Annotated in this window: 22 protein-coding genes; 8 read left to right on the top strand and 14 right to left on the bottom strand. The window is 70.7% G+C overall.

Annotated features, from left to right (window positions below; all coding sequences use genetic code 11):
* Positions 1 to 10 precede the first annotated feature (10 nt).
* Complete coding sequence (locus KVT44_RS14095) at positions 11 to 508, top strand: GbsR/MarR family transcriptional regulator (protein ID WP_217567316.1); 498 nt, start codon at positions 11 to 13, stop codon at positions 506 to 508.
* A gap of 58 nt (positions 509 to 566) precedes the next feature.
* Complete coding sequence (locus KVT44_RS14090; protein ID WP_190169156.1) at positions 567 to 911, top strand: hypothetical protein; 345 nt, start codon at positions 567 to 569, stop codon at positions 909 to 911.
* On the opposite strand, the gene KVT44_RS14085 is transcribed toward KVT44_RS14090, so the two are convergent.
* The 4 genes from KVT44_RS14085 to KVT44_RS14070 all read right to left on the bottom strand — a co-directional run bounded on the left by KVT44_RS14085 (position 898) and on the right by KVT44_RS14070 (position 3840).
* Complete coding sequence (locus KVT44_RS14085; RefSeq protein WP_217567315.1) at positions 898 to 1074, bottom strand: hypothetical protein; 177 nt, start codon at positions 1072 to 1074, stop codon at positions 898 to 900. The genes KVT44_RS14090 and KVT44_RS14085 overlap by 14 nt on opposite strands.
* A 61-nt stretch (positions 1075 to 1135) precedes the next feature.
* The gene (gene rocD, locus KVT44_RS14080) at positions 1136 to 2386 is read right to left on the bottom strand and encodes an ornithine--oxo-acid transaminase (RefSeq protein WP_075025345.1); all 1251 of its coding nucleotides are present in this window, start codon (positions 2384 to 2386) and stop codon (positions 1136 to 1138) included.
* Positions 2383 to 3204 carry a dimethylargininase gene (ddaH, locus tag KVT44_RS14075; RefSeq protein WP_097283733.1) on the bottom strand — a complete coding sequence of 274 codons (822 nt, stop codon included), beginning with the start codon at positions 3202 to 3204 and terminating at the stop codon, positions 2383 to 2385. Before ddaH ends, rocD begins: the two co-directional genes overlap by 4 nt.
* A 123-nt stretch (positions 3205 to 3327) precedes the next feature.
* A complete protein-coding gene (locus KVT44_RS14070) occupies positions 3328 to 3840 on the bottom strand; it encodes an Lrp/AsnC family transcriptional regulator (RefSeq protein ID WP_067378689.1) in 513 nt (170 codons plus the stop codon).
* A gap of 119 nt (positions 3841 to 3959) precedes the next feature.
* On the opposite strand from KVT44_RS14070, the gene KVT44_RS14065 reads away from it, so the two are divergent.
* From KVT44_RS14065 to KVT44_RS14050, 4 genes are read left to right on the top strand one after another with little or no spacing between them, the layout of a single operon-like run.
* Positions 3960 to 4715 carry a LytTR family DNA-binding domain-containing protein gene (locus KVT44_RS14065; protein ID WP_099924068.1) on the top strand — a complete coding sequence of 252 codons (756 nt, stop codon included), beginning with the start codon at positions 3960 to 3962 and terminating at the stop codon, positions 4713 to 4715.
* Positions 4716 to 4729: 14 nt separating this feature from the next.
* Positions 4730 to 5089, top strand: coding sequence for a hypothetical protein (locus KVT44_RS14060; protein WP_054228962.1), 360 nt, complete (start codon positions 4730 to 4732; stop codon positions 5087 to 5089).
* A gap of 45 nt (positions 5090 to 5134) precedes the next feature.
* Positions 5135 to 6880, top strand: coding sequence for a cation acetate symporter (locus KVT44_RS14055; RefSeq protein WP_217567314.1), 1746 nt, complete (start codon positions 5135 to 5137; stop codon positions 6878 to 6880).
* A gap of 28 nt (positions 6881 to 6908) precedes the next feature.
* Positions 6909 to 8114 (top strand): sensor histidine kinase, encoded by a 1206-nt coding sequence (locus KVT44_RS14050; RefSeq protein ID WP_099925839.1) that lies wholly within the window; start codon positions 6909 to 6911, stop codon positions 8112 to 8114.
* 17 nt (positions 8115 to 8131) lie between these two features.
* On the opposite strand, the gene KVT44_RS14045 is transcribed toward KVT44_RS14050, so the two are convergent.
* The 7 genes from KVT44_RS14045 to KVT44_RS14015 all read right to left on the bottom strand — a co-directional run bounded on the left by KVT44_RS14045 (position 8132) and on the right by KVT44_RS14015 (position 16568).
* Positions 8132 to 8290: a hypothetical protein gene (locus KVT44_RS14045; RefSeq protein ID WP_167552139.1), complete on the bottom strand. Its 159-nt coding sequence runs from the start codon at positions 8288 to 8290 to the stop codon at positions 8132 to 8134.
* Positions 8291 to 8385: 95 nt separating this feature from the next.
* The gene (locus KVT44_RS14040; protein WP_217567313.1) at positions 8386 to 10512 is read right to left on the bottom strand and encodes a serine/threonine-protein kinase; all 2127 of its coding nucleotides are present in this window, start codon (positions 10510 to 10512) and stop codon (positions 8386 to 8388) included.
* Positions 10513 to 10548: 36 nt separating this feature from the next.
* Positions 10549 to 12024, bottom strand: a complete 1476-nt coding sequence (locus tag KVT44_RS14035) for a DUF6777 domain-containing protein (protein ID WP_308313998.1) — start codon at positions 12022 to 12024, stop codon at positions 10549 to 10551.
* Between the two features lie 212 nt (positions 12025 to 12236).
* Positions 12237 to 13190 (bottom strand): cytochrome c oxidase assembly protein, encoded by a 954-nt coding sequence (locus KVT44_RS14030; RefSeq protein ID WP_099924072.1) that lies wholly within the window; start codon positions 13188 to 13190, stop codon positions 12237 to 12239.
* A gap of 103 nt (positions 13191 to 13293) precedes the next feature.
* Positions 13294 to 14319 (bottom strand): 6-phosphofructokinase, encoded by a 1026-nt coding sequence (locus tag KVT44_RS14025; RefSeq protein ID WP_217567311.1) that lies wholly within the window; start codon positions 14317 to 14319, stop codon positions 13294 to 13296.
* Positions 14320 to 14578: 259 nt separating this feature from the next.
* A complete protein-coding gene (locus KVT44_RS14020; RefSeq protein WP_054228955.1) occupies positions 14579 to 15307 on the bottom strand; it encodes a type 1 glutamine amidotransferase in 729 nt (242 codons plus the stop codon).
* A 22-nt stretch (positions 15308 to 15329) separates the two neighbouring features.
* The gene (locus KVT44_RS14015) at positions 15330 to 16568 is read right to left on the bottom strand and encodes a MurT ligase domain-containing protein (RefSeq protein WP_168506668.1); all 1239 of its coding nucleotides are present in this window, start codon (positions 16566 to 16568) and stop codon (positions 15330 to 15332) included.
* Positions 16569 to 16722: 154 nt separating this feature from the next.
* Here KVT44_RS14015 and def point away from each other — a divergent pair, with 154 nt between their 5' ends.
* Positions 16723 to 17262, top strand: a complete 540-nt coding sequence (gene def, locus KVT44_RS14010; RefSeq protein WP_180293101.1) for a peptide deformylase — start codon at positions 16723 to 16725, stop codon at positions 17260 to 17262.
* 144 nt (positions 17263 to 17406) lie between these two features.
* Here the strand turns inward: def and KVT44_RS14005 are convergent, their stop codons facing one another.
* A complete protein-coding gene (locus KVT44_RS14005) occupies positions 17407 to 18051 on the bottom strand; it encodes a TetR family transcriptional regulator (protein ID WP_054228952.1) in 645 nt (214 codons plus the stop codon).
* Between the two features lie 169 nt (positions 18052 to 18220).
* Between KVT44_RS14005 and KVT44_RS14000 the strand changes: the two genes are divergently transcribed.
* Positions 18221 to 19450: an acyl-CoA dehydrogenase family protein gene (locus KVT44_RS14000; RefSeq protein WP_217567310.1), complete on the top strand. Its 1230-nt coding sequence runs from the start codon at positions 18221 to 18223 to the stop codon at positions 19448 to 19450.
* Positions 19451 to 19466: 16 nt separating this feature from the next.
* Here KVT44_RS14000 and KVT44_RS13995 read toward each other — a convergent pair whose 3' ends face one another.
* On the bottom strand, positions 19467 to 19988 hold the full coding sequence (locus KVT44_RS13995; protein ID WP_099924073.1) for a cupin domain-containing protein: 522 nt from the start codon (positions 19986 to 19988) through the stop codon (positions 19467 to 19469).
* A gap of 8 nt (positions 19989 to 19996) precedes the next feature.
* Positions 19997 to 21211 carry a cytochrome P450 gene (locus KVT44_RS13990; RefSeq protein WP_217567309.1) on the bottom strand — a complete coding sequence of 405 codons (1215 nt, stop codon included), beginning with the start codon at positions 21209 to 21211 and terminating at the stop codon, positions 19997 to 19999.
* Between the last annotated feature and the right edge of the window lie 2 nt (positions 21212 to 21213).

The following is a 21213-nucleotide window of genomic DNA, read 5'->3' as shown; positions in this document are numbered from 1 at the left end:
GTTTGGCGACGTGCCGAATGACAGCCAGCTGATCTTCGCCGACCATGTCGGGCGCTTCTATGCCCGCCAGTACGGGTTTCCGCCGATGGCCGGGCGCCTGTTGGGGTACCTGCTCGTCTGCGATCCGCCTCAGCAGACGATCGACGAGCTGAGCCAGGCGCTGCTCGCGAGCCGGAGCGCCATCACCGGTGCGGTGAAGCTGCTGGAGACCTACGGGACGGCGCGGCGCACACGTGCCGCCGGCGAGCGCATGGACCGGGTGAGCCTGGATCCGGCCGGCCGGCAGCCGCAGAACTTCGACTCCGCCATCCACAAGGAGCATGCGGCGCTGTTCAGGGAGGGGTTGGCACTGCTCGCCGGCGCTCCACCGGAGCGGCGTACGCCACTCGAAGAGATGGTCGCGCTGGCCGAGTTCCTGGCCGACCGCCTGCCCAAGCTGGTGGACGAGTGGCACGCACACCGCGACACCCTGCGCGCCTCGGGAAAGCTGCCCAGCACCGGCGCGTAGCCGCACAAGGTCCAGGGCCGGCCGGTCCCGGAGCGAAACCACGGAGAGGTGGCCCGTCATGACCGAGCCCGACCTGTCTGCCTTGCGGGAACGCGCCGAGCACGGCGACGCCGCTGCAATCGACGAGCTGATCGAACTCGCCGCCGAACTCGGCGACCTGAACGAACTGCGTCGCCTCGAGGACGCGGGCAACCCCACCGCGACCGACGAGCTCATCCAACTCGCCGCAGAGCAAGGCGACCTCCAAGAACTGCGTCGCCTTTCGGACCGCGGCAACGCCACGGCCACCGACCAGCTGATCGAACTCGCCACCGAACAGGACGACATGGACGAGCTGCGACGCCTCGCCGACCAGGGCAACACGACAGCGGCCGAGCAACTCGCGGAGCTCACCGCCGAGTGAGGGGATTTCTCAAGGGATGGCCGCTCTGCTCGCCGGGGGTGTCGCCGGGCAGGTGACCGCGGGCGTACGGGCCGAGCACGCAGCCGGTGACGAGGGTGACCTCGGCGCTGTCCCGGCGCAGCCGCGCCGCCCGTGCGGCGCAGTCGGTGAACGGCGGCGGCATCTCGGCGGGGGCACGGCGTGCCCACCGCGTCGGCTGCCGCCGCCGGCGTCCGGTGCCGGTGTCAGACCCCCTGTGACAGCACCTTCTCCAAGGCGCCCAGGGCGGAGTGGAGTTCCTCACCGGTGATGGTCAACGGCGGGGCCAGTCGGATCGTCGATCCGTGGGTGTCCTTGACCAGAACTCCCTCGCGCATCAGGCCCTCGCTGATCTCGCGCCCGGTGCCGATGGCCGGGTCGATGTCGACGCCCGCCCACAGCCCGCGAGAGCGGAAGCCCTCCACGCCCCGGCCCACGAGCGCCGTCAGGCCACTGCGCAGGACCACGCCCAACTCGGCCGCCCTGCTCTGGTATTCACCGGTCTCGAGGAGTCCGACGACCGCGGAGCCGACCGCCGCGGCCAGCGGATTGCCCCCGAAGGTCGAGCCGTGCTCACCGGGCCGCAGCACCCCGAGCACGTCCCGGCGGCCGACCACCGCCGACACCGGCACGATGCCGCCGCCGAGCGCCTTGCCCAGGAGGAGCAGGTCGGGGACGACGTCCTCGTGTTCCACGGCGAGCGTGGTGCCGGTGCGGCCCAGGCCGGACTGGATCTCGTCCGCGATGAACAGACAGCCGGCGCGCCGGGTCAGCTCCCGGACACCGGTCAGGTAGCCGTCGTCCGGGATGACGACGCCCGCCTCGCCCTGGATGGGCTCGATCAGCACGGCCGCGGTGGTCTCGTCGACGGCCGCTTCCAGCGCGGCGAGGTCGTTGTACGGGACGACGCGGAAGCCCGGGGTGAAGGGGCCGAAGCCGGCGCGGGCCGTCTCGTCCGTCGAGAAGCTCACGATCGTCGTCGTACGGCCGTGGAAGTTGTCCGCGGCCACCACGATCGTCGCCCGGTCCGGTGCCACGCCCTTCACCTCGTACGCCCACTTGCGGGCCACCTTGATGGCGCTCTCCACCGCCTCCGCGCCCGTGTTCATCGGCAGGACCATGTCCAGGCCGGTCAACTCGGCCAGCGACTCGGCGAACTGGGCCAGCCGGTCGTTGTGGAAGGCGCGCGAGGTGAGCGTCAGCCGGTCCAGCTGACGGTGGGCCGCGTCGATCAGCACCGGGTTGCGGTGGCCGAAGTTGAGGGCCGAGTAGCCCGCCAGCATGTCGAGGTAGCGGCGGCCCTCGACGTCCTCGACCCAGGTGCCCTCGGCGTGGGCGACGACCACGGGAAGGGGGTGGTAGTTGTGCGCGAGGACGGGCTCCTCGGCGCGGATCAGGTCGGCGGAGGAGCGCGGACCGGCGGCGGAGGACGCGAGCGTACGGGCGGGAGCGGTCATGAGCGGATCTCCTGGGTGCAGCACTTGATGCCACCGCCGGCCTTGTGGAACTCGGAGAGGTCGACGGGGACGGGGACGTAGCCGTGGCGGGCGAGCCGGTCGGCGAGGGCCTCGGCGCGCGGCGCGATGAACACGTGGCGGCCGTCGGAGACGGAGTTCAGGCCGAAGGTGAACGCGTCCTCACGGGTCGCGAGCACCGCGTCCGGGAAGAGCCGGGCCAGGACCTCGCGACTGCCGGGCGAGAACGCCTCCGGGTAGTACGCGATGTTCGCCTCGGGCCCGTCGTCCAGGACGAAGAGTGCCGTGTCCAGATGGTAGAAGCGCGGGTCCACCAGTTGGAGGCTGACCACCGGGACGCCGAAGAACTCCTGCACCTCGCGGTGCGCCTCGGGGGTGGTCCGGAATCCGGTGCCGGCCAGTACGTACCGGCCCACCGGGACGAGGTCGCCCTCGCCCTCGCAGACGGATTCGGGACGGTAGACGTCGAAACCGGCCGCCTTGAACCAGGTCTCGTACGCGGTGGACTCGGGGCGGCGCTGCGGCGCGTGGAAGTACGAGCCGAAGACCCGGCCCGCCAGGACGAGCGCGGAGTTCGCCGCGAACACCATGTCCGGGAGATCCGCCACGGGCTCCACGGTGTCCACGGTGTGGCCGTGGGCCCGGTAGGCGCCGATCAGCGCCGCCCACTGGTCACGGGCCAGATCGACGTCCACGTGGGCGTCGGGATGCATCCAGGGATTGATCGCGTACTGCACGGCGAAGTGTCTGGGTTCACAGACGAGAAAGCGCCGAGGGCGCGGCACACGGCTGTCGGGCACAGAGAGGTACCTCCGCTTCCTGCGGTGTCGACTGGGGGTGCCTCCAAGGTAGGAAACGGGGGATACGGGCGACAAGAGACGAGAGCTGCGTGTGTGCGCAGCATCGCTGCGCAATCACTCAGGTCAACGCAGGTTTGATGCGTCCAGCGCATCCTGTGGAGCCGCGTGGGTGGCGCCCGCCTCCGGGGCCTCCGGCAGCAGATGCGACAGCACCATGTAGCTGATCGTCTTCCGGATGAAGGGCTCGGTGCGGATCCGCTCCAGCACCTCCTCGAAGTGGTCCACATCCGTGGCCCGCACATGGAGCAGCGCGTCCGCGCCGCCCGTCACCGTCATGGCCGCGGTGATCTCCGGATGGTTGCGGACCACCTCCGCGAGCCGCCGGGGCGGCGCCGCGCCCTCGCAGTACACCTCGACGTACGCCTCCGTGCGCCAGCCGAGCGCCGTCGGCTTCACCGTGGCCGTGAACCCGGTGATCACACCCGTCTCGCGGAGCCGGTCGACACGGCGCTTGACCGCGGTGGCCGACAGTCCGATCGCCGTGCCGATCTCGGCGAAGCTCGTCCGGGCGTTGGCCATCAGGGCCGTGATGATCTTGCGGTCGAGTTCGTCGAACATCGCGGGCTTGCTGTTCATGGCGGCACTGTATCCAGCGACAACGTCCACGCAACCAGCGACAACGTCCGCATGTCCAGCGACGACGTCCACGTCCCGCACATGTCCAGGCATGGCGATCGCTCCTACACTCCACTGTCATGCTGCGCGCGCTCGCCGTCGACGACGAACAACCGTCCCTCGAGGAACTCCTCTACCTCCTGAACACCGATCCCCGGATCTCCAGCGCCGAGGGCGCGAGCGACGCGACCGAGGCGCTGCGCCGGATCAACCGGGCCCTGGAATCCGGACCCGGCGGGCCCGAAGCCATCGACGTCGTCTTCCTCGACATCCACATGCCCGGACTCGACGGACTCGACCTCGCCCGGCTGCTCACCGGCTTCGCCTCACCGCCGCTCGTCGTGTTCGTCACCGCCCACGAGGGCTTCGCCGTCCAGGCCTTCGACCTCAAGGCCGTCGACTACGTCCTCAAGCCGGTACGGCGGGAGCGGCTGGCCGAAGCCGTCCGGCGGGCCGCCCAACTCCAGGACACCGCGCCGCGGATACCCGTCCACGAGCCCGACCCGGACCACATATCCGTCGAACTCGGCGGCGTCACCCGCTTCGTGGCCGTAGAGGACATCACCCACGTCGAAGCACACGGCGACTACGCACGTCTGCACACCGCCCAGGGCAGCCATCTCGTCCGCATCCCGCTCTCCACCCTGGAGGAACGCTGGCGCTCACGCGGCTTCGTCCGCATCCACCGGCGCCATCTCGTCGCCCTGCGCCACATCGGCGAACTCCGCCTGGACGCGGGTACCGTGAGCGTCCTCGTCGACTCCGTCGAACTCCAGGTCAGTCGTCGGCACGCCCGCGAACTGCGCGATCTGCTGATGCGCCGGACCACGAGCTGAGAGGGGGAAGCGGCGTGCCGCAGGACCCGACCGAACGCCGGGTGGTCGTCACCGGGGTGCCCCGGCGCACCCGCCGCACCTCCGGCTACTACCGGCCCAGGACCGAGATCGACGAACAGACCACGCTCGGCCACACCTACGTCCGCTCCCTGATGCGCAGTCAACTCCGCGCGGCACTGGTGGTGTTCGCCGTACTGGTCCTGCTGGTCGGGCCACTGCCCCTGGTCTTCGCCGCGATGCCGGACGGCGCGAGCCTGGAGTGGGCCGTGCTCGGCTTCTGCGTCTACCCGCCCCTGGTCCTGCTCGCCCGCTGGTACGTGCGGCGCGCGGAGCGCAACGAGAAGGACTTCGTGCGCCTGGTCGAGGACCGCTGAGCCGTGGACGAGGACTGTTGAGCCGTGAATGAGGACCGCTGAGCCGTGAATCAGAACTACGCCGTCCCCGCCGTCGCCCTCGTCGTCGTGGCGACCGTCCTGGTCGGCGCGTTCGGCCTGCGCATCTCCCGGACCACCTCCGACTTCTACGTCGCCTCACGCACCGTGGGCCCCCGGCTCAACGCGGCCGCGATCAGCGGCGAGTACCTCTCCGCCGCCTCTTTCCTCGGCATCGCGGGCCTCGTCCTCGTCCAGGGCCCCGACATGCTCTGGTACCCCGTCGGCTACACGGCCGGCTATCTCGTACTGCTCCTGTTCGTCGCGGCCCCGCTGCGCCGCTCCGGCGCGTACACCCTGCCCGACTTCGCGGAGGCACGCCTCGGCTCACCGGCCGTGCGACGCCTCGCCGGTGCCTTCGTGGTCGGAGTCGGCTGGCTGTATCTGCTGCCCCAACTACAGGGCGCCGGGCTGACGTTGGCCGTCCTGACCGACGCGCCCGACTGGTTCGGCGGGGTGCTCGTCGCGGTCGTCGTGGTCGCCACCGTCGCCGCCGGAGGCATGCGCAGCATCACCTTCGTACAGGCCTTCCAGTACTGGCTCAAGCTCACCGCCCTGCTGGTCCCCGCACTCTTCCTGGTCCTCGCCTGGCAGGCCGACGGCGCCCCGCGCCAGGCCTTCGCCGAACCCGCGACCTTCCGCGAGCAGCGCGTCGTCCGCATCGACGACAGCCTCGACCTGAGGCTCGCGGCCCCGCTGGGCGTCACGGCCACCGGCAAGGTCGACGGCCACCGCTACGACGGCGAGCGGTTCCGACTCCCCGCGGGCGTCCACCACATCGAGCGCGGCACCCGGCTCACCTTCGCCAAGGGCGACCCCGTCCCGGCCGCCGACCGGGGCAGCAACGGCGGCATGTCGACCTCGCTCGCGGCGGGCCGCGAGGAACGCCCGCTGTACGCCACGTACGGACTGATCCTCGCGACCTTCCTCGGCACGATGGGACTGCCGCACGTCGTCGTCCGCTTCTACACCAGCCCGCACGGCGTCGCGGCCCGCCGCACCACGGTCGCCGTCCTCGGCCTCATCGGCGCGTTCTACCTGCTGCCGCCCGTCTACGGGGCGCTCGGCCGCCTGTACGCCCCCGAACTGAGCCTCACCGGGAACGCCGACGCCGCCGTCCTGCTGCTGCCCGACCGCGTGATCGGCGGGCTCGGCGCGGACCTCCTGGGCGCGCTGGTGGCGGGCGGGGCCTTCGCGGCGTTCCTGTCGACCGCGTCCGGACTGACCATGGCGGTGGCCGGGGTGCTCACCCAGGACGTGCTGCCCTCGCGCGGCGTACGCCACTTCCGGCTGGGCACCGTGCTTGCCATGGCGGTGCCGCTCGCGGCGAGCGTGATCGTCGGCGGACTGCCCGTCGCCGACGCCGTCGGACTCGCCTTCGCCGTGTCCGCGTCCTCCTTCTGCCCGCTGCTCGTCCTCGGCATCTGGTGGCGGCGGCTGACCCCACCGGGCGCGGCCGCCGGAATGCTCGTCGGCGGCGGCGCGGCCTTCGTCGCCGTCGCCGCGACCATGGCGGGCTACCCGGGCTCGGGCGCGTTGCACGCACTGCTCGCCTGGCCCGCGCTCTGGTCGGTGCCGCTCGGGTTCCTCACCATGGTCCTGGTGTCGCTGGCCACGGCCGGACGGGTGCCGGCCGGGACGGCGGCGATCCTGGCCCGGTTCCACCTGCCGGAAGAACTGGCCGGAGGAGACAGGCGCGCAGACGCCGACGCACGCGGGGAGGCCAAGGCGTGAGCGGATCGTCGAGTGGGGCGGTGACGGCGTGAGCGGATTCCTGGCGGGCCTGTGCGTCGCCGTGCTCCCGCTGCTCGCCGCCGGGTTCTGGCTCGGCAGGCGTACCGCGCGGCCCGAGAACCTCGGCGGCCTCGGCACCCCCGTCGAACACGCCACCTTCGAGACCCTGCACACGGCCTCGCTGGCTGCGCCCCCACTGCGCGCGGGCCTCACCGGGGAGACCGCCCGCAAGTCCGCCCGACGACTGCGCACCCTGCTCGGCACGGACGCCCTGTGCCTCACCGACCAGGACACCGTCCTCGCCTGGGACGGCCTGGGGGAGCACCACCGCACCGAGATCATGGAACGGCTCGGCAGCCCCCTGGAGACCGGCCGCGGCGAGGCCTTCCGGCTGAAGTGCGACGAGCCCGACTGCTCCCTGCGCTGGGCCGTCGTCGCACCGCTCACCGTCGACGACCGCGTCCACGGAGCGCTCGTCGCCTGCGCGCCCCGCGAGTCCGCCGTCCTCGTCCGGGCCGCGGGTGAGGTCGCCCGCTGGGTCTCCGTGCAACTGGAACTCGCCGACCTCGACCAGTCCCGCACCCGTCTGATCGAGGCCGAGATCAAGGCCCTGCGCGCCCAGATCTCCCCGCACTTCATCTTCAACTCGCTGGCGGTGATCGCCTCGTTCGTCCGCACCGACCCCGAGCGCGCCCGTGAACTGCTCCTGGAATTCGCCGACTTCACGCGCTACTCGTTCCGCAGGCACGGTGACTTCACCACCCTCGCCGACGAACTGCACGCCATCGACCACTACTTGGCGTTGGTCAGAGCCCGCTTCGGCGACCGCCTCTCGGTCACCCTGCAGATCGCCCCCGAGGTACTGCCGGTCGCGCTGCCCTTCCTCTGCCTCCAGCCCCTCGTGGAGAACGCCGTCAAACACGGGCTGGAGGGCAAGACCGACAAGAGCCACATCAGCATCACCGCCCAGGACGCGGGCGCCGAGGCCCTGGTCGTGATCGAGGACAACGGCACCGGAATGGACCCCGACCGGCTGCGCCGCATCCTCGCCGGGGAGGTGAGCCCCTCCGGTGGCATCGGACTGTCCAACGTCGACGACCGGCTCCGCCAGGTGTACGGGGACGAGTACGGCCTCGTCATCGAGACCGCGGTGGGAGCGGGCATGAAGATCACCGCCCGGCTGCCGAAGTACCAGCCGGGGGTGCACTCGGCGGGACCGCTGCCCAGGCAGTGACCGTGACCCGCGCGCAGTCAGGCGCCCCGCGAGGCCACCATGCCGATCGTGAGCAGACCGAGCACCACCCAGCCGAACCACAGCCAGCCGTTGCTGCCGAGCGCCACCGTGTAGGCCGTCACCATGACGAGTCCGCCGACGGTGAGCACCCCCATCGCCTTCGTCGAACCGGGCATCGCAGTACACCCTTCTCCCGGCGGGGTCCGCGACGCGGGCCGTGGCCTGCGCCCATTTTCACCCGAAGGGACGTAGTCCGCCAGGGCCGGGTGTGCTACTCGCCTCCGTGCATGAGGGCCTTGTCCAGACGCTCGATGCTGCAGACCACCAGGTAGTACCCCTTCCTCCACAGTCCTGTGCTGCGCAGGCCATGACTCACGTAGGTGTCGGCGGGATAGTCGAGTTGCTGCGGCGGGGCGTCGGCCGCGCATTGCGCGTCCGCCTCGACATCGGGCTTCTTGCCGGGCGTGAGGGTGGTGAGGTGCGTGATCCGGAAGACCTTGCCCACATGGTCCTGGTCGCAGGAGACGAGCTCGTAGTGGGTGTATTCGCTCGCGTCCCCGCGGGCATGGCCGAGGCAGTCGTCCTGCTGCATCTGGGTCGCGTCCTCGAACACCATGCCGTACGGGCGGAGGCCGCCGAGCCTGCCGTACACCGGACCGTGCTTCCCGACCAGCAGGCATGCGACGTTCCCGCCGGTGGCGTCGAAGCCCTCGCGGGTGGGCACCACGGCCAGGCTCTGGACGTGCCAGGCGAGTTTGTCGGCGGTCGCCTTCGTCCGCTCCGCGCACTGGTCCGGTCCGTCGCTGCCGGCCTCCTCGAAGGAGCGGGCCTTGTACAGCTCCATCACCTGCCCGTCGGGGCGCAGCGCTCCGCAGCTCGGATCCAGTTGCAGGCGCGGGGTACCCGAGGACGGTGCGGGGGACGGGTCGCTCAGTACGCAGTCGCCCTTCTTGAGCGGTGCGGAGAGCCCGACCTGGGCGCCGTACGGGGCTACGGGCGTCCGCGTCCCGCCGTACCGGGCCATACCCCAGATCACTCCCGCCGTCAGCGACAGCGCGAGGAGCAGTGCCGCGGTCACCTGCAGGAGCAGCGTCCGCTTGTGACGCCCCCCGCCGGGACCCTGGGCGGGTGCGGCGGGCCCCACGTACCCGGGCGGACCGAAACCGGCACCGGGCTGCGGGGGAAGCGGGGTCGGCGGACCGAAGCCCTGGCCCGGGCGAGGCGCGTACGCGGCCGGGGCACCGGCTGCCTGCGCCATGGGTGCGTACGCCGCGTGGTGCGCCGGCGCGGGAGAGGCCTGGGCCGTGGGGACGTACGAACCCGGCGCGGCGAAACCCTGGTCCCGGGCCAGTCCCTGGTCCCGGGCGGGGGACGGGCTCTGGTCGTGTGCGGGCGGAGCGTAGTCGTGGTCCCTGGACGGGCCGCCCGGGGTCCGGCCCGGTGGCGCCGGACCGCCGGGCCCGTCGGAGGTGACGAGCCCCGCCCACGCGGGCTGCGAGCCGGTGTCGACCTGGGTCGGCGGATGGGGCTCGGGCAGGATGATCCGGGCCAGGGCCGCCGCCGTCCGTTCCGCGGAGATCCGCCGGCCGGGGTCCTTGACCAGCAGCGCGTCGATGATCGGCCCCAGCGCGCCGGCCCGCCGGGACGGCGGCGCCTCCTCCGAGACCACCGCGGCGAGCGCCCCGAGGTGGCTGTCGCGGTCGAAGGGGCCGTGGCCCTCCACACCGAAGTACAGAGTGCAGCCCAGCGAGAACAGGTCGGACGCCGCGGTCGGATCCGCGCCCTGCGCCCGTTCCGGTGCCAGATAGCCGGCCGTGCCGACCAGGACGGAGGTACGGGTCCAGCGGGTCTCGGGGGAGTCCGGCTGGACCGAGACGCCGTAGTCGGTGAGGAGGATGCGTGCGCCGGGGGTGCCCGCGCGGTCCGGGGCGAGCAGGATGTTGGCCGGTTTGACGTCCCGGTGCATGATGCCGCGCTCGTGCCCGGCGGTCAGCGCGTCCAGCACCGCGAGGCCGACGCGGGCGCACTCGTCGGGGGCCAGCGGGCCGCGCCGGGCGAGCCAGGCCCGCAGGTCCTCGGCGCCCGCCACGTACTCCATCACGATCCATGGCAGGCCGTCGTGCTCCAGGACGTCGTGGACCGTCACCACGTGCGGGTGGCCGCGCAGCACCGCCGCGTGCCGGGCCTCGGCGCGGGCGCGCGCGATCCGCGACTCGTGCTCCTCACTCCCTTCCCGGACATCGCGGAACCTGATCTCCTTGAGTGCCACGTCGCAGTCGAGCCGCTGGTCGTGGGCGAGCCAGACGTGGCCCATCCCGCCGGAGCCGACCTGCTTCAGAAGCAGATACCGGCCGTCGATGATCCGGCCCACTCCCGACTGCGCTGATCCTGCTGTCATCCGGTTGCCCCCGGGTTCTGCGTTGTCGTAAGCGGGTCAGGCCGCGCTCTCGGTGGGCCCACCGGGCGCGGAGTCGCTCGTACCCGGGTCGACCGGGGCGGGCGGTGTGCTCGACACGGGCTCACTCGGCGGCGGCGCGCTGCTGACGGTGGGCTTGGTCGAGGTCGGTTCGTGCGAGGTCGGTTCGGTCGTCGGCACGTTCGGGGCAGTGGCCGAGGGGGTGGTCGGGGCACTGCTCGTAGGTGAGCCGGTCGGAGAGGTGTGCGACGGGTCCGACGTCGTTCCGCCGCCCGTTCCGCCGCTCGTGTCCGTGGGGGTGTCCGTGGGCGTGGCGGGCTTCGTGGGGGTGGAGGTGCCCGTATCCGTAGGGACACCCGACCCGGTGCCGCCGTCGGACGGCGAGGCGCTGCCCGACGACGCGCCGCCGGACGAGAGGCCGGTCGAGGGGCCGGACGATCCCCCGGACGGAGTGGACGGGGTCGTCCCGGGATCCGAGCCCGTCCCGCTCGTGCCGCCCGTCCCGCTCGTGCCGGAATCCGATGGCGTGGCCGGACCACCGCCGCTCTCGGGCGCGCTGTCGGACCGCGCCGACAGGACGACCGACGTGCCCCAGGCGACCTGACTGCCCTCGGTCGGCCGGGACGCCGTCACCTGGGCGTCGTCGGCCGGCAGGGTGTCACCGGCGTACGACATTCCCAGCCCCGCGTCGGTCAGCCGCCGGGTCGCCTCGGCGAAGGTCATGCCGGTGACCGGTGGCACGGCGTGCTTCTGCTGGGTGTCGAAGGACTTGTCCTGGCTGCCGTCGCTGCCCACCGGGCGGGCGATCCCCCGGTCGGGGTTGTGCACGTCGACGAGCTGGAGCTTGTGGATCTCCTGCGCCCCGGGCGGCGGCTCGACCACCACGACGCGGTCCTGCCGGTAGTCGGTCCACTGATTGTTGCCGTTCTTGAACCGCACGTCGGTCTTCGAGGCCTTTCCCTCGAAGGGGAGCAGCGGATTGCCGCAGGAGCACTTCACCGCGGGCAGTCCCTGTTGGTCGACCAGAATGGCGATTCCGGCCTGCAGCAGCGCGGCGTACGAAACCGCCTTGCCGTTCTTGTAGTCGTGATTCGTCACGAGAGTGTCGTGACGCAGTACGACGGGTGTGAGTTGATCGATATAACTCGGGATCTGATCGGTGCTTATATGCAGGACCCGCGCCCATTCCTGGGCCTTCGCCGAGTTCTTGGGGTCGGTGAGGAATTTCTTCAACTTCGCCACGGCGCATGTGCCGGGTTTCGTGGTGCCGCCCCACACGCCGGTGCCAGGGCCGGTGCCGGTGCCGGGTGCGGTACTGGGTTCGGGTGCCGGTGAACCGCTTCCGTCGCTGCCGTCAGGGGCCCCGCCGTACAGCCCGGGGTTGTTACTGGCCTGCACACCACCGCTGGGCCGGGCCTCGGGCAGATGGATGTCCGTGCCGAGCTGTCGGTCCTCCTTGAAGAAGGGGGAGACCGAGGAAACCCCCACCGCCACGGCCCGCACCACGAACAACTGATCGGATTTGCTGCACCCGCTGACTATCAGTACCGAAACCAGCAGTAGAGCGAGCCTTCGGGCGGCGGAAATCCCCGCCCTTTGCATGGACGCACGAATTGACATGACCGCTCCCCCTGCGGTTTCCCCCGTTGTCCCCCCATGCTACTGAACCGAAAAGCCCTTCACGCAAGGTGAATTGCAAAGTTAATTCAGCGGCCGCGTGCGTTGAGTGAGGCCAGATAGGCGTTGTACGCCTCGAGTTCCTTGTCGCCGTCGCGGTCGGCGGCCCGGTCCGTGCGGCGGGCCTGCCGCTTCTCGGAGGCGTACCACTGGAAGAGCAGCGCGATCAGCACGAGGACGGAGGGGATCTCGCTGAACGCCCAGGCGATGCCGCCCGCGGCGCTCTGGTCGGAGAGCGCGTCGATGCCGAGCGAGGCGGGCGGGTTCTTGTACGTCTCCACCATCGGCGCGGACGCCATCATCAGCGCGATACCGAAGAACGCGTGGAACGGCATGCCCGCGAACAGCTCCAGCATCCGCATCAGATAGCCCGGCCGGTGCGGTCCGGGGTCGACGCCCATGATCGGCCAGAAGAAGACCAGGCCGACGGCGAGGAAGTGGCACATCATCGCGATGTGCCCGGTCTTGGAGCCCATCAGGAAGTCGAAGATGGGGGAGAAGTACAGCGCGTACAGGCTCGCGATGAACAGCGGGATCGTGAACGCCGGATGCGTGATGATCCGCATGTAGCGGCTGTGCAGGAACATCAGGAGCAGTTCACGCGGCCCCTTGTTGCCTCGCGTGGCGGCCACCGGCAGTGCGCGCAGCGCCAGTGTGATCGGCGCTCCGAGCAGGATCAGGATCGGCGAGAGCATGCTGATCACCATGTGCTGCACCATGTGCACGCTGAACATGACCATGCCGTAGTCGTTCAGCTTGGTGCACATCACGAGCATCACGGTCAGCACGCCGAGCACGAAGGCGATGGTCCGCCCGACCGACCACTTGTCACCGCGCCGCGCGAGCCGCACAACCCCCCAGCCGTACAGGCCGAGTCCCACCAGGCAGGCGACGAGGAAGAACGGGTCCGTCGACCACTCGAGCCCCCGCCCCAGCGTGAACGGCGGCAGATCCATGGTCATGCCGTGCCCGCTGTGATCCATCCGCCGGCTCCTGATTCGTACGTTGTGCGCTGTCTGTCCGAACCAGAGTAGAACTGACCCCGGCCACAACTATGACCGGGGTCAGTGCAGCGCGAACGAACCCTCAGAGCACGCACTCCGCCTCGGCGTACCGCTCCTCAGGAACCGTCTTCAGGCTCTCCACCGCCTCCGCGAGCGACACCATGACGATGTCGGTCCCCCGCAGCGCGGTCATCTTCCCGAAGTCGCCGCGATGCGCGGCCTCCACCGCGTGCCAGCCGAACCGCGTGGCGAGCACGCGGTCGTACGCCGTCGGCGTCCCGCCGCGCTGGACGTGCCCGAGGATCACCGGCCGGGCCTCCTTGCCGAGGCGCTCCTCCAGCTCCAGGGAGAGCTGCCGGGCGATGCCGGCGAAGCGCTCGTGCCCGTAGACGTCCTTGCCGCCCTCGTCGAACTCCATGGTGCCCGGGCGAGGCTTCGCCCCCTCCGCGGCGACGACGATCGCGAACCGCTTGCCCGCCTCGAAGCGCTCGCCGACCCGCGCGGCCAACTCCTCGATGTCGAAGGGGCGTTCGGGGACGACGATGGCGTGCGCGCCCGCGGCCATGCCGGAGTGCAGGGCGATCCAGCCCGTGTGGCGGCCCATGACCTCCACGATCAGCACCCGCTGGTGGGACTCGGCGGTGGTCTTCAGCCGGTCCAGGGCCTCGGTCGCGACGCCGACGGCCGTGTCGAAGCCGAAGGTCACGTCCGTGACGGCGATGTCGTTGTCGATGGTCTTCGGCACGCCGACGATCGGCAGGCCGTTGTCCGAGAGCAGCCGGGCCGCCTTCAGCGTGCCCTCGCCGCCGATCGGGATGATCGCGTCGAGGCCGAGCTCCTCGACATGGCCCTTGGCCCGCTCCACGCCGTTACGCAGCTGCGCGGGCTGGACCCGGGAGGAGCCGAGGATCGTGCCGCCGCGAGCCAGGATGCCGCTCACCGCGTCGAGGTCGAGCTTCAGGTAGTCGCACTCCAGAAGCCCCTTCCAGCCGTCCCGGAAGCCGATGACCTCGTCGCCGTGGTCGACGACGGCGCGGTGCACGACGGACCGGATGACGGCGTTCAGGCCGGGGCAGTCGCCGCCGGACGTGAGGACACCAATGCGCATAGCCCGAAATACCTTCTCAACGTGGGCCGGGTACCGGACCACGCTGTCCGGCTGGAATCCCGGTCACCCTACCGGCGGGACGGGGTGGTGCCGTAGCGGGCGTCCGCCTGGTGGACGCGGCCGCACAAGTGAGCGGACAGGCGGTCAGGCGGGCCCGACCTGGGTACACCGTGCCGGATACGCCTAGGGCGCGCTTGAGGTATCCCTCGAGCGCGCCCTGTGGACATCCCGTACCGTTTGTCCGTTGTTGGCCGACCGTTCAGGCGGGCTGCTGCGCCGCGGAGATGCGCTCGCCCCGGAGCGCCTCGTACCAGCGGTCGTCGATCGGCGGCAGCGCGTTCACGTCGAGCGCCAGCTTCAGCAGCAGGTCCGCGATCTGCGGGTTGCGGGCGAGCACGGGCCCGTGCATGTACGTGCCGAAGACCGTGTCGTTGTACGCGCCCTCGGTGCCGTCGCCGGTGCCGTTGCCCTTGCCGAGCCGCACCTGCGCGAACGGACGTGCGGTGGGGCCGAGGTGGGTGACGCCCTGGTGGTTCTCGAAGCCGGTCAGCTGCGGCAGGCCGAGGCGCGGGTCGATGTCTCCGAGTACGTCGCCGACGCACCGCTCGCCCTCGCCGCGTACCGAGACCACGTCGAGCAGACCGAGGCCGGGCTCGCGCTGCCCGAGGTCGTTGATGAACTCGTGGCCGAGGATCTGGTAGCCGGCGCAGACCGAGAAGACGATCGCGCCGTTGCCCACCGCGCGGTGCAGACCGCCGTCGCGGCGCAGACGCTCCGCGGCGAGCCGCTGCGGCCGGTCCTCGCCGCCGCCGATCAGATAGATGTCGCCGGAGGTCGGGATCGGCTGGTCGCTGCGTACGTCGAGACGGGCGACGTCGAGACCGCGCTGGCGGGCCCGGCGCTCCACGACGAGGGCGTTGCCCTGGTCGCCGTAGGTGCTCAGCAGGTCCGGGTAGATCCACACCAGGCGCAGGCTGTTGTCACTCATTCTCTTGGTCCTCCGTGGCTGCTCAGTTGCCGACACGACGCCTCAAATCCTGGAATGCGGTGTAGTTCGCGATGACCTCGATGCGACCGGGCGGGGCGAGCTGCACCGCCTGGTCGAGGTTCTCGCAGACCTGGAAGGACTGGTTGGCGACCTCGAGACGCACGGCGAGGTCGAGCTTGCGGTCGCCGAGCACGAAGATGGGGTGCCCGGTCAGACGGGTGTAGTCGACGTCCCACAGCCAGGAGGTGTCGGTACCGTCGGCGCCCCGCGCGTTCACGGACAGGATGACCGGGGTCGGCGGCGGGTCGATCAGGGAGAACGTCTCGAGCCAGCCCGCGGGGTTCTTGGCGAGCAGCAGACGCAGGTCGCGCTGCATGAACTGCACCACGTCGTAGCGTCCGGCGACCGCCTGCACCTGGTACATGCGCTCCAGGGCGACCTGCGGGGGCACCCCGAAGACCGCGGCGACGGCGGCCGACGAGGCGGCGTTCGCCTTGTTGGCCCGGCCGGGCAGCTGGAGGTGGATCGGCCACGCGGAGCCGTGCGGGTCGAGGACGTGGTCCCCGGACAGCGCCCAGGTCGGCGTCGGACGGCGGAAGCCGCAGTCGCCGCAGAACCAGTCGTCGCCGGGGCGCTGCATCACACCGCCGCAGGACGGGCAGGACCAGGCGTCGTCCTTCCACATCTGACCGGCCGCCACCCACATGACGTTCGGCGAGGAGGAAGCGGCCCACACGACGAGCGGGTCGTCGGCGTTGGCGACCACGACGGCCTTGGAACCGGCCAGGCCCTCGCGCCAGTGCTCGGCCATCATCCGGGTCTCGGCGGCCCGGTCGAGCTGGTCGCGGGAGAGGTTGAGCAGGGCGATGCACTTCGGGTCGGTGTCGCGGGCGACACCCGCGAGGTACTTCTCGTCGACCTCGATGACCGCGAACTTCGAGTCCGAACCCCCGGCGAGAGCCGAGGTGATACCGGCCGGCATGTTGGCGCCCAGCGCGTTGGACACGACCGGGCCCGCGGCGCGCAGCGCCTCCGCGATCAGCCGGGTGGTCGTGGTCTTGCCGTTGGTCGCCGACACCAGGATCACGTCCAGGTGGGTGGCGAGCCTGGCCAGCAGATCGGGGTCGAGCTTGAGTGCCACCCGGCCGCCGATCACCGATCCGCTGCCGCGTCCGGCGGCCCGCGAGACGGCCGCCGCCGCCTTGCCCGCCGTCACGGCCAGCTTGGCCCGCGGCGTCAGCGGGTCCGAGTTGCCTGACATCGTTTCTCGATCCTCCTTGCGTACGCGCCGCGCCTCTGCCCCCGGCACCGTGTGGGCCTCAGCCTATCGAGATCCACTCACGTGCCCGAATCGCGGCACCTCCACGGTGCCCGCGCGACATTCGCGCGCCCATGAGGACCGTACCCTTGCCGCCATGCGACACGGCTCCATCCCCGGCACCCGAGGGCGCGTCCGGCCGGTGACTCTGCTCGGCGACCCCGTTCTGCACACACCGTGTGAAGACGTCACGGACTTCGGTCCCGAACTCGCCCAACTCGTCGAGGACATGTTCGCGACGATGTACGCCGCCCAGGGCGTCGGCCTCGCCGCGAACCAGGTCGGCGTCGCTTCGCGGGTCTTCGTGTACGACTGCCCGGACGACGAGGACGTCCGCCATCTGGGACACGTGGTGAACCCCCGTCTCGTCGAGACGGACGGAGTGGTGCTGCGCGGGCCGGAGGGCTGTCTCTCCCTGCCCGGCCTGGAAGCGGGGACGGAGCGGTACGACCACGCCGTTGTCCAGGGGTTCACGGTGGCCGGGGAGCCGGTGTCGGTGCAGGGCACGGGGTGGTTCGCCCGGTGTCTGCAGCACGAGTACGACCACCTGGAGGGTGGTCTGTACGTGGACCGGTTGAGTGGGTGGCGCCGGCGCCGGGTGATGAGGCAGGCGGCGCGGGCGTCTTGGGGGCGCTGAGCTCGGTCGGTCGGCTGCGGGTTGTTCGTGCCTGGTCGCGCGGTTCCCCGCGCCCCTGAAAGCGGGGCGCTCAGGTCGGCGCCCCTCCAGGGGCGCCGGGAACCGCGCGCTCAGCCGAAAACAACCCGCAGTCGACACCCGACCTCAGAACCCAGGACCCCCGACACGATCGCCGGCCGCGGCCAGCCGGCCCCACAGCAGGTCGGCCAGACTCCGTACCAACTCGGCCCGGGAGCAGGGCTGCTCACCGAGCCACCAGTCCCCGGCGGCATGCATCATGCCGACGATCCCGTGCCCCCACACCCGCGCCAGCTGCTGACTGCCCGGTCCGAGATCCACCCGTTCCTCGATGACCTCGGCCAACTCCTCGCCCATGCGGCGCAGCAGCGGCGCGGAGTGCTTGCCCAGGTCGAAGCCCTGGTCGGCGGACGAGGCGCCCTCCGTGGGGTGCATCAGGAAGCGGTAGACCTGAGGGTGCGCCTCGATGGCCGCGAGATACGTGTCGAGCGTGGCCTCCACCCGCTCCCGGCGCTCCGCGGGCGCGTCCAGCGCGGCCCGCAGCGCTCCGAGGAGGGCGTCGGTGTGCCGCTTGGCCAGGGCCGCGTAAAGTCCGCCCTTGTCGCCGAAGTGGCGGTACAGGATCGGCTTGGTGATGCCCGCCTCGGCGGCGATGGCGTTCATCGAGGCCCCGGGGCCGTCGCGGAGCACCACTCTGTCGGCGGCCTCCAGCAGCTCGCGCCGGCGGCGGTCGGCGGACCTCTGCTGATCGGTCCGCTGTGTGGTGTCCATGATCTCTCCCCACCCGTGGTGATTCGGTGACGCCTGCGCAAAGTAACACTCATCGGCCCATGCGTATCGAACGGGCTGCCGAGCGGAACGTGGGAGTTGACTTTTACTACTGATCAGTAACAGACTCCAGTTACCGCAAGTAACACTTTAGTGCAGTGCTGGAGGGGTCATGGCCGAGTTCACCATGGAGCTCAACGACGAACAGAGGGAGGTCCGCGACTGGCTCCACGGGTTCGCCGCCGATGTGATCCGCCCCGCGGCCGCCGAGTGGGACGAGCGCGAGGAGACTCCCTGGCCGGTCATCCAGGAGGCCGCGAAGGTCGGCATCTACTCCCTGGACTTCTATGCCCAGCAGTACTTCGACCCGACCGGTCTCGGCATACCCATGGCCATGGAGGAGCTGTTCTGGGGCGACGCGGGCATCGCCCTGTCGATCGTCGGCACCGGCCTCGCCGCCGTGGGCGTCCTCGCCAACGGCACCGAGGAGCAGATCGGCACCTGGATCCCGCAGATGTACGGCGACGCGGGCGATGTCAAGGTCGCGGCCTTCTGCTCCTCCGAGCCCGACGCCGGCTCCGACGTCGCCTCGATGCGCACGCGTGCCGTCTATGACGAGGCCAAGGACGAGTGGGTGCTCAACGGCACCAAGACCTGGGCGACCAACGGTGGCATCGCCAATGTCCATGTCGTCGTCGCGGTCGTCGACCCGGACCTCGGCTCCAAGGGGCACGCCTCCTTCATCGTGCCGCCGAACACGCCGGGCCTCTCCCAGGGCCAGAAGTTCAAGAAGCACGGCATTCGTGCCTCGCACACCGCCGAGGTCGTCCTCGACAACGTTCGCATCCCCGGTTCCTGCCTGCTCGGCGGCAAGGCGAAGCTGGACGAGCGCCTGGCCCGCGCCCGGGAGCGCGCCAAGGCGGGTGGCGGCGAGCGGGTGAAGAACGCCGCGATGGCCACGTTCGAGGCGTCGCGTCCGGCTGTCGGGGCCATGGCGGTGGGCACGGCCCGCGCCGCGTACGAGGTCGCCCTCGACTATGCGATGACGCGTGAGCAGTTCGGGCGTCCGATCATCGACAATCAGGGTGTCGCGTTCCAGCTCGCCGACATGCGTACGTCGATCGATGCCGCGCGTCTGCTGGTGTGGCGGGCTTCGTGGATGGCGATCAACGGGAAGCCGTTCACCGCGGCCGAGGGGTCGATGTCGAAGTTGTTCGCCAGTGAGACGGCGAAGAAGGTCACCGGTCAGGCGATCCAGATCCTGGGTGGAAATGGCTACACCCGTGAGTATCCGGTGGAGCGGATGCACCGGGATGCGGCCATTTACACCATTTTTGAGGGTACGAGTGAGATTCAGCGCTTGGTGATCGCTCGGACGCTTTCCGGGATGCCGATTCGGTAGCGGTTGCGCGCTGCCCTCACCGGAGTTTCAGAGGGGTGAGCTGCTCGATGTCGTACCTCGCCCTCAGTTCCTCGATGGCCGCGTGGTCCGGCGGGCCCCCGTCCCTCAGGATCTCGAGCAGCTCCTCGAAGTAGCGCTCGTGGTCCGGGGGCGGGGAGGCCTGGAAGAACATCTTCGCCTGGGTCTCGGTGGGGTTGGAGAAGGCGTGGGGACAGCCCGGGGGCACGACGATGACCGTGCCCGGGGTTGCCCGTACCACCCGGTTGCCCGAACTCGACTCCCACTTCTGCCAGTTGTCGGGGGTCCGGATCCGGGGCTCGAAGGCGAGCACGTCCAGCTCGCCTTCGAGCACGTAGAACAGCTCCTCGCTGCGCGTGTGCACATGGGCGCCCACGTCGAAGCCGGGCGGTACCAGCACCTCGAAGGTGGACGCGGTGCGCGAGTGCGAGCCGGTCACCTTGAACGTCACGTGCTGGGCGGGGGTTTGCACGATCCGGCCGTGACCCGGCGGTACGAGGAGTCCTTCGGTCATGGTCATCGGGTCGCTCACCACGTCACGGGCAGAGCCTCGGGGCCACGGATCAACGCGCCTTTCCTGAACGGGACCTGACTTGGGGGGACGGCGAGCCGCAGCCCCGGCAGCCGGTCCACAAGCGCGTCGACCAGGAGCTCCGACTCCAGCCTGGCCAGCATCCCGCCCGGGCAGTAGTGCGGGCCGAAGCCGAACGCCACGTGCGGATTGGGACTGCGCTCGAAGTCGATGTGCTCCGGGTCCGGGAAGACCTCCGGGTCGCGGTTGGCGGCCAGGTACGAGACGTAGATCGGATCGCCGGCCCGGATCAGTACGCCCCCGATCTCGACGTCCTCCCTCGCGATCCGCGACAGGCCGACCATGTTGCGGTGCGGGATGTAGCGCAGCAGTTCGTCGATGGCCTGGGGGCGGATCCGAGGGTCGGAGCGCAGCCGGTCGGCCAGCGCCGGGCGGGTCATGAGCAGGTAGAACATCTGCCCGCTGTTGTTCGTGACCGCCTCGCCGCCGATCTGGAGGAGGACGGCGAGTCCGACGGCCTCCTCCAGATCGATCTCGTCCCGGCCCACGGCGGCGCCCAGCAGCGAGGTGACGTCCTCGTCCCTGCTGCCGCTGCGGGCGCCGATGAGCTTCCTGAAGTAGGCGCCCATCTCGTCCTTGGCCTTCTCGCTGACCTCGGCGCCGTGCGCGGAGGACAGGATCAGCTGCGTCCAGGCGTGCATGCCCTGTCGGTCGTCGGCCGGGACGCCCATCAGCTCGCAGATGACCGCGATGGGGAAGGGGGTGAGGACCGCCTCGGTGAGATCGGCGGGCGGTCCGACCCGCAGCAGCTCGTCGACCATCACGTCGAGCGTGCGCCGGGCCTTGTCGCGGACCCGCTCCACCCCGCGTGCCGTGAAGGCCGCGGCCACCGAGCGGCGCAGCCGGGTGTGGTCGGGCGGGTCCAGGAAGCCCACCGCGCCGCGGACCGGGATGAAGTGCGGGGCGAGCCGGGTGACCGACTGGTCCATGACCGCCTCGCGGCTGAACCGTGGGTCGTTGGCGACCATGCGCACATCGTCGTGGCGGGTCACCAGCCAGGCCCAGCCCTCGCCGTTGGGCAGCTGGATCCGGGTGACCGGTCCCTCGCGCATCAGCTCGGTCAGGACCGGGTCGAATTCCACGCCCTTCAGGTCGAGGGCGGGCCAGTGCCGGACAGGCGGCAGCGGCCCGGTGATCGTCTTCTCGGTCATTC

Source organism: Streptomyces sp. GbtcB7 (assembly GCF_019091445.1).
Lineage (GTDB): Bacteria > Actinomycetota > Actinomycetes > Streptomycetales > Streptomycetaceae > Streptomyces > Streptomyces mirabilis.
This window is presented reverse-complemented; position numbering and strand designations above follow the sequence as displayed.

Bases quoted from the DNA above. Each gene is read 5' to 3' on its own strand.
- KVT44_RS14090 (WP_190169156.1), top strand. From the start codon at position 567: ATGACCGAGCCCGACCTGTCTGCCTTGCGGGAACGCGCCGAGCACGGC.
- KVT44_RS14085 (WP_217567315.1), bottom strand. From the start codon at position 1,074: ATGCCGCCGCCGTTCACCGACTGCGCCGCACGGGCGGCGCGGCTGCGC.
- rocD (WP_075025345.1), bottom strand. From the start codon at position 2,386: ATGACCGCTCCCGCCCGTACGCTCGCGTCCTCCGCCGCCGGTCCGCGC.
- KVT44_RS14070 (WP_067378689.1), bottom strand. From the start codon at position 3,840: ATGAACAGCAAGCCCGCGATGTTCGACGAACTCGACCGCAAGATCATC.
- KVT44_RS14065 (WP_099924068.1), top strand. From the start codon at position 3,960: ATGCTGCGCGCGCTCGCCGTCGACGACGAACAACCGTCCCTCGAGGAA.
- KVT44_RS14045 (WP_167552139.1), bottom strand. From the start codon at position 8,290: ATGCCCGGTTCGACGAAGGCGATGGGGGTGCTCACCGTCGGCGGACTC.
- KVT44_RS14040 (WP_217567313.1), bottom strand. From the start codon at position 10,512: ATGACAGCAGGATCAGCGCAGTCGGGAGTGGGCCGGATCATCGACGGC.
- KVT44_RS14030 (WP_099924072.1), bottom strand. From the start codon at position 13,190: ATGGATCACAGCGGGCACGGCATGACCATGGATCTGCCGCCGTTCACG.
- KVT44_RS14025 (WP_217567311.1), bottom strand. From the start codon at position 14,319: ATGCGCATTGGTGTCCTCACGTCCGGCGGCGACTGCCCCGGCCTGAAC.
- KVT44_RS14020 (WP_054228955.1), bottom strand. From the start codon at position 15,307: ATGAGTGACAACAGCCTGCGCCTGGTGTGGATCTACCCGGACCTGCTG.
- KVT44_RS14015 (WP_168506668.1), bottom strand. From the start codon at position 16,568: ATGTCAGGCAACTCGGACCCGCTGACGCCGCGGGCCAAGCTGGCCGTG.
- def (WP_180293101.1), top strand. From the start codon at position 16,723: ATGCGACACGGCTCCATCCCCGGCACCCGAGGGCGCGTCCGGCCGGTG.
- KVT44_RS14005 (WP_054228952.1), bottom strand. From the start codon at position 18,051: ATGGACACCACACAGCGGACCGATCAGCAGAGGTCCGCCGACCGCCGC.
- KVT44_RS14000 (WP_217567310.1), top strand. From the start codon at position 18,221: ATGGCCGAGTTCACCATGGAGCTCAACGACGAACAGAGGGAGGTCCGC.
- KVT44_RS13995 (WP_099924073.1), bottom strand. From the start codon at position 19,988: ATGACCATGACCGAAGGACTCCTCGTACCGCCGGGTCACGGCCGGATC.
- KVT44_RS13990 (WP_217567309.1), bottom strand. From the start codon at position 21,211: ATGACCGAGAAGACGATCACCGGGCCGCTGCCGCCTGTCCGGCACTGG.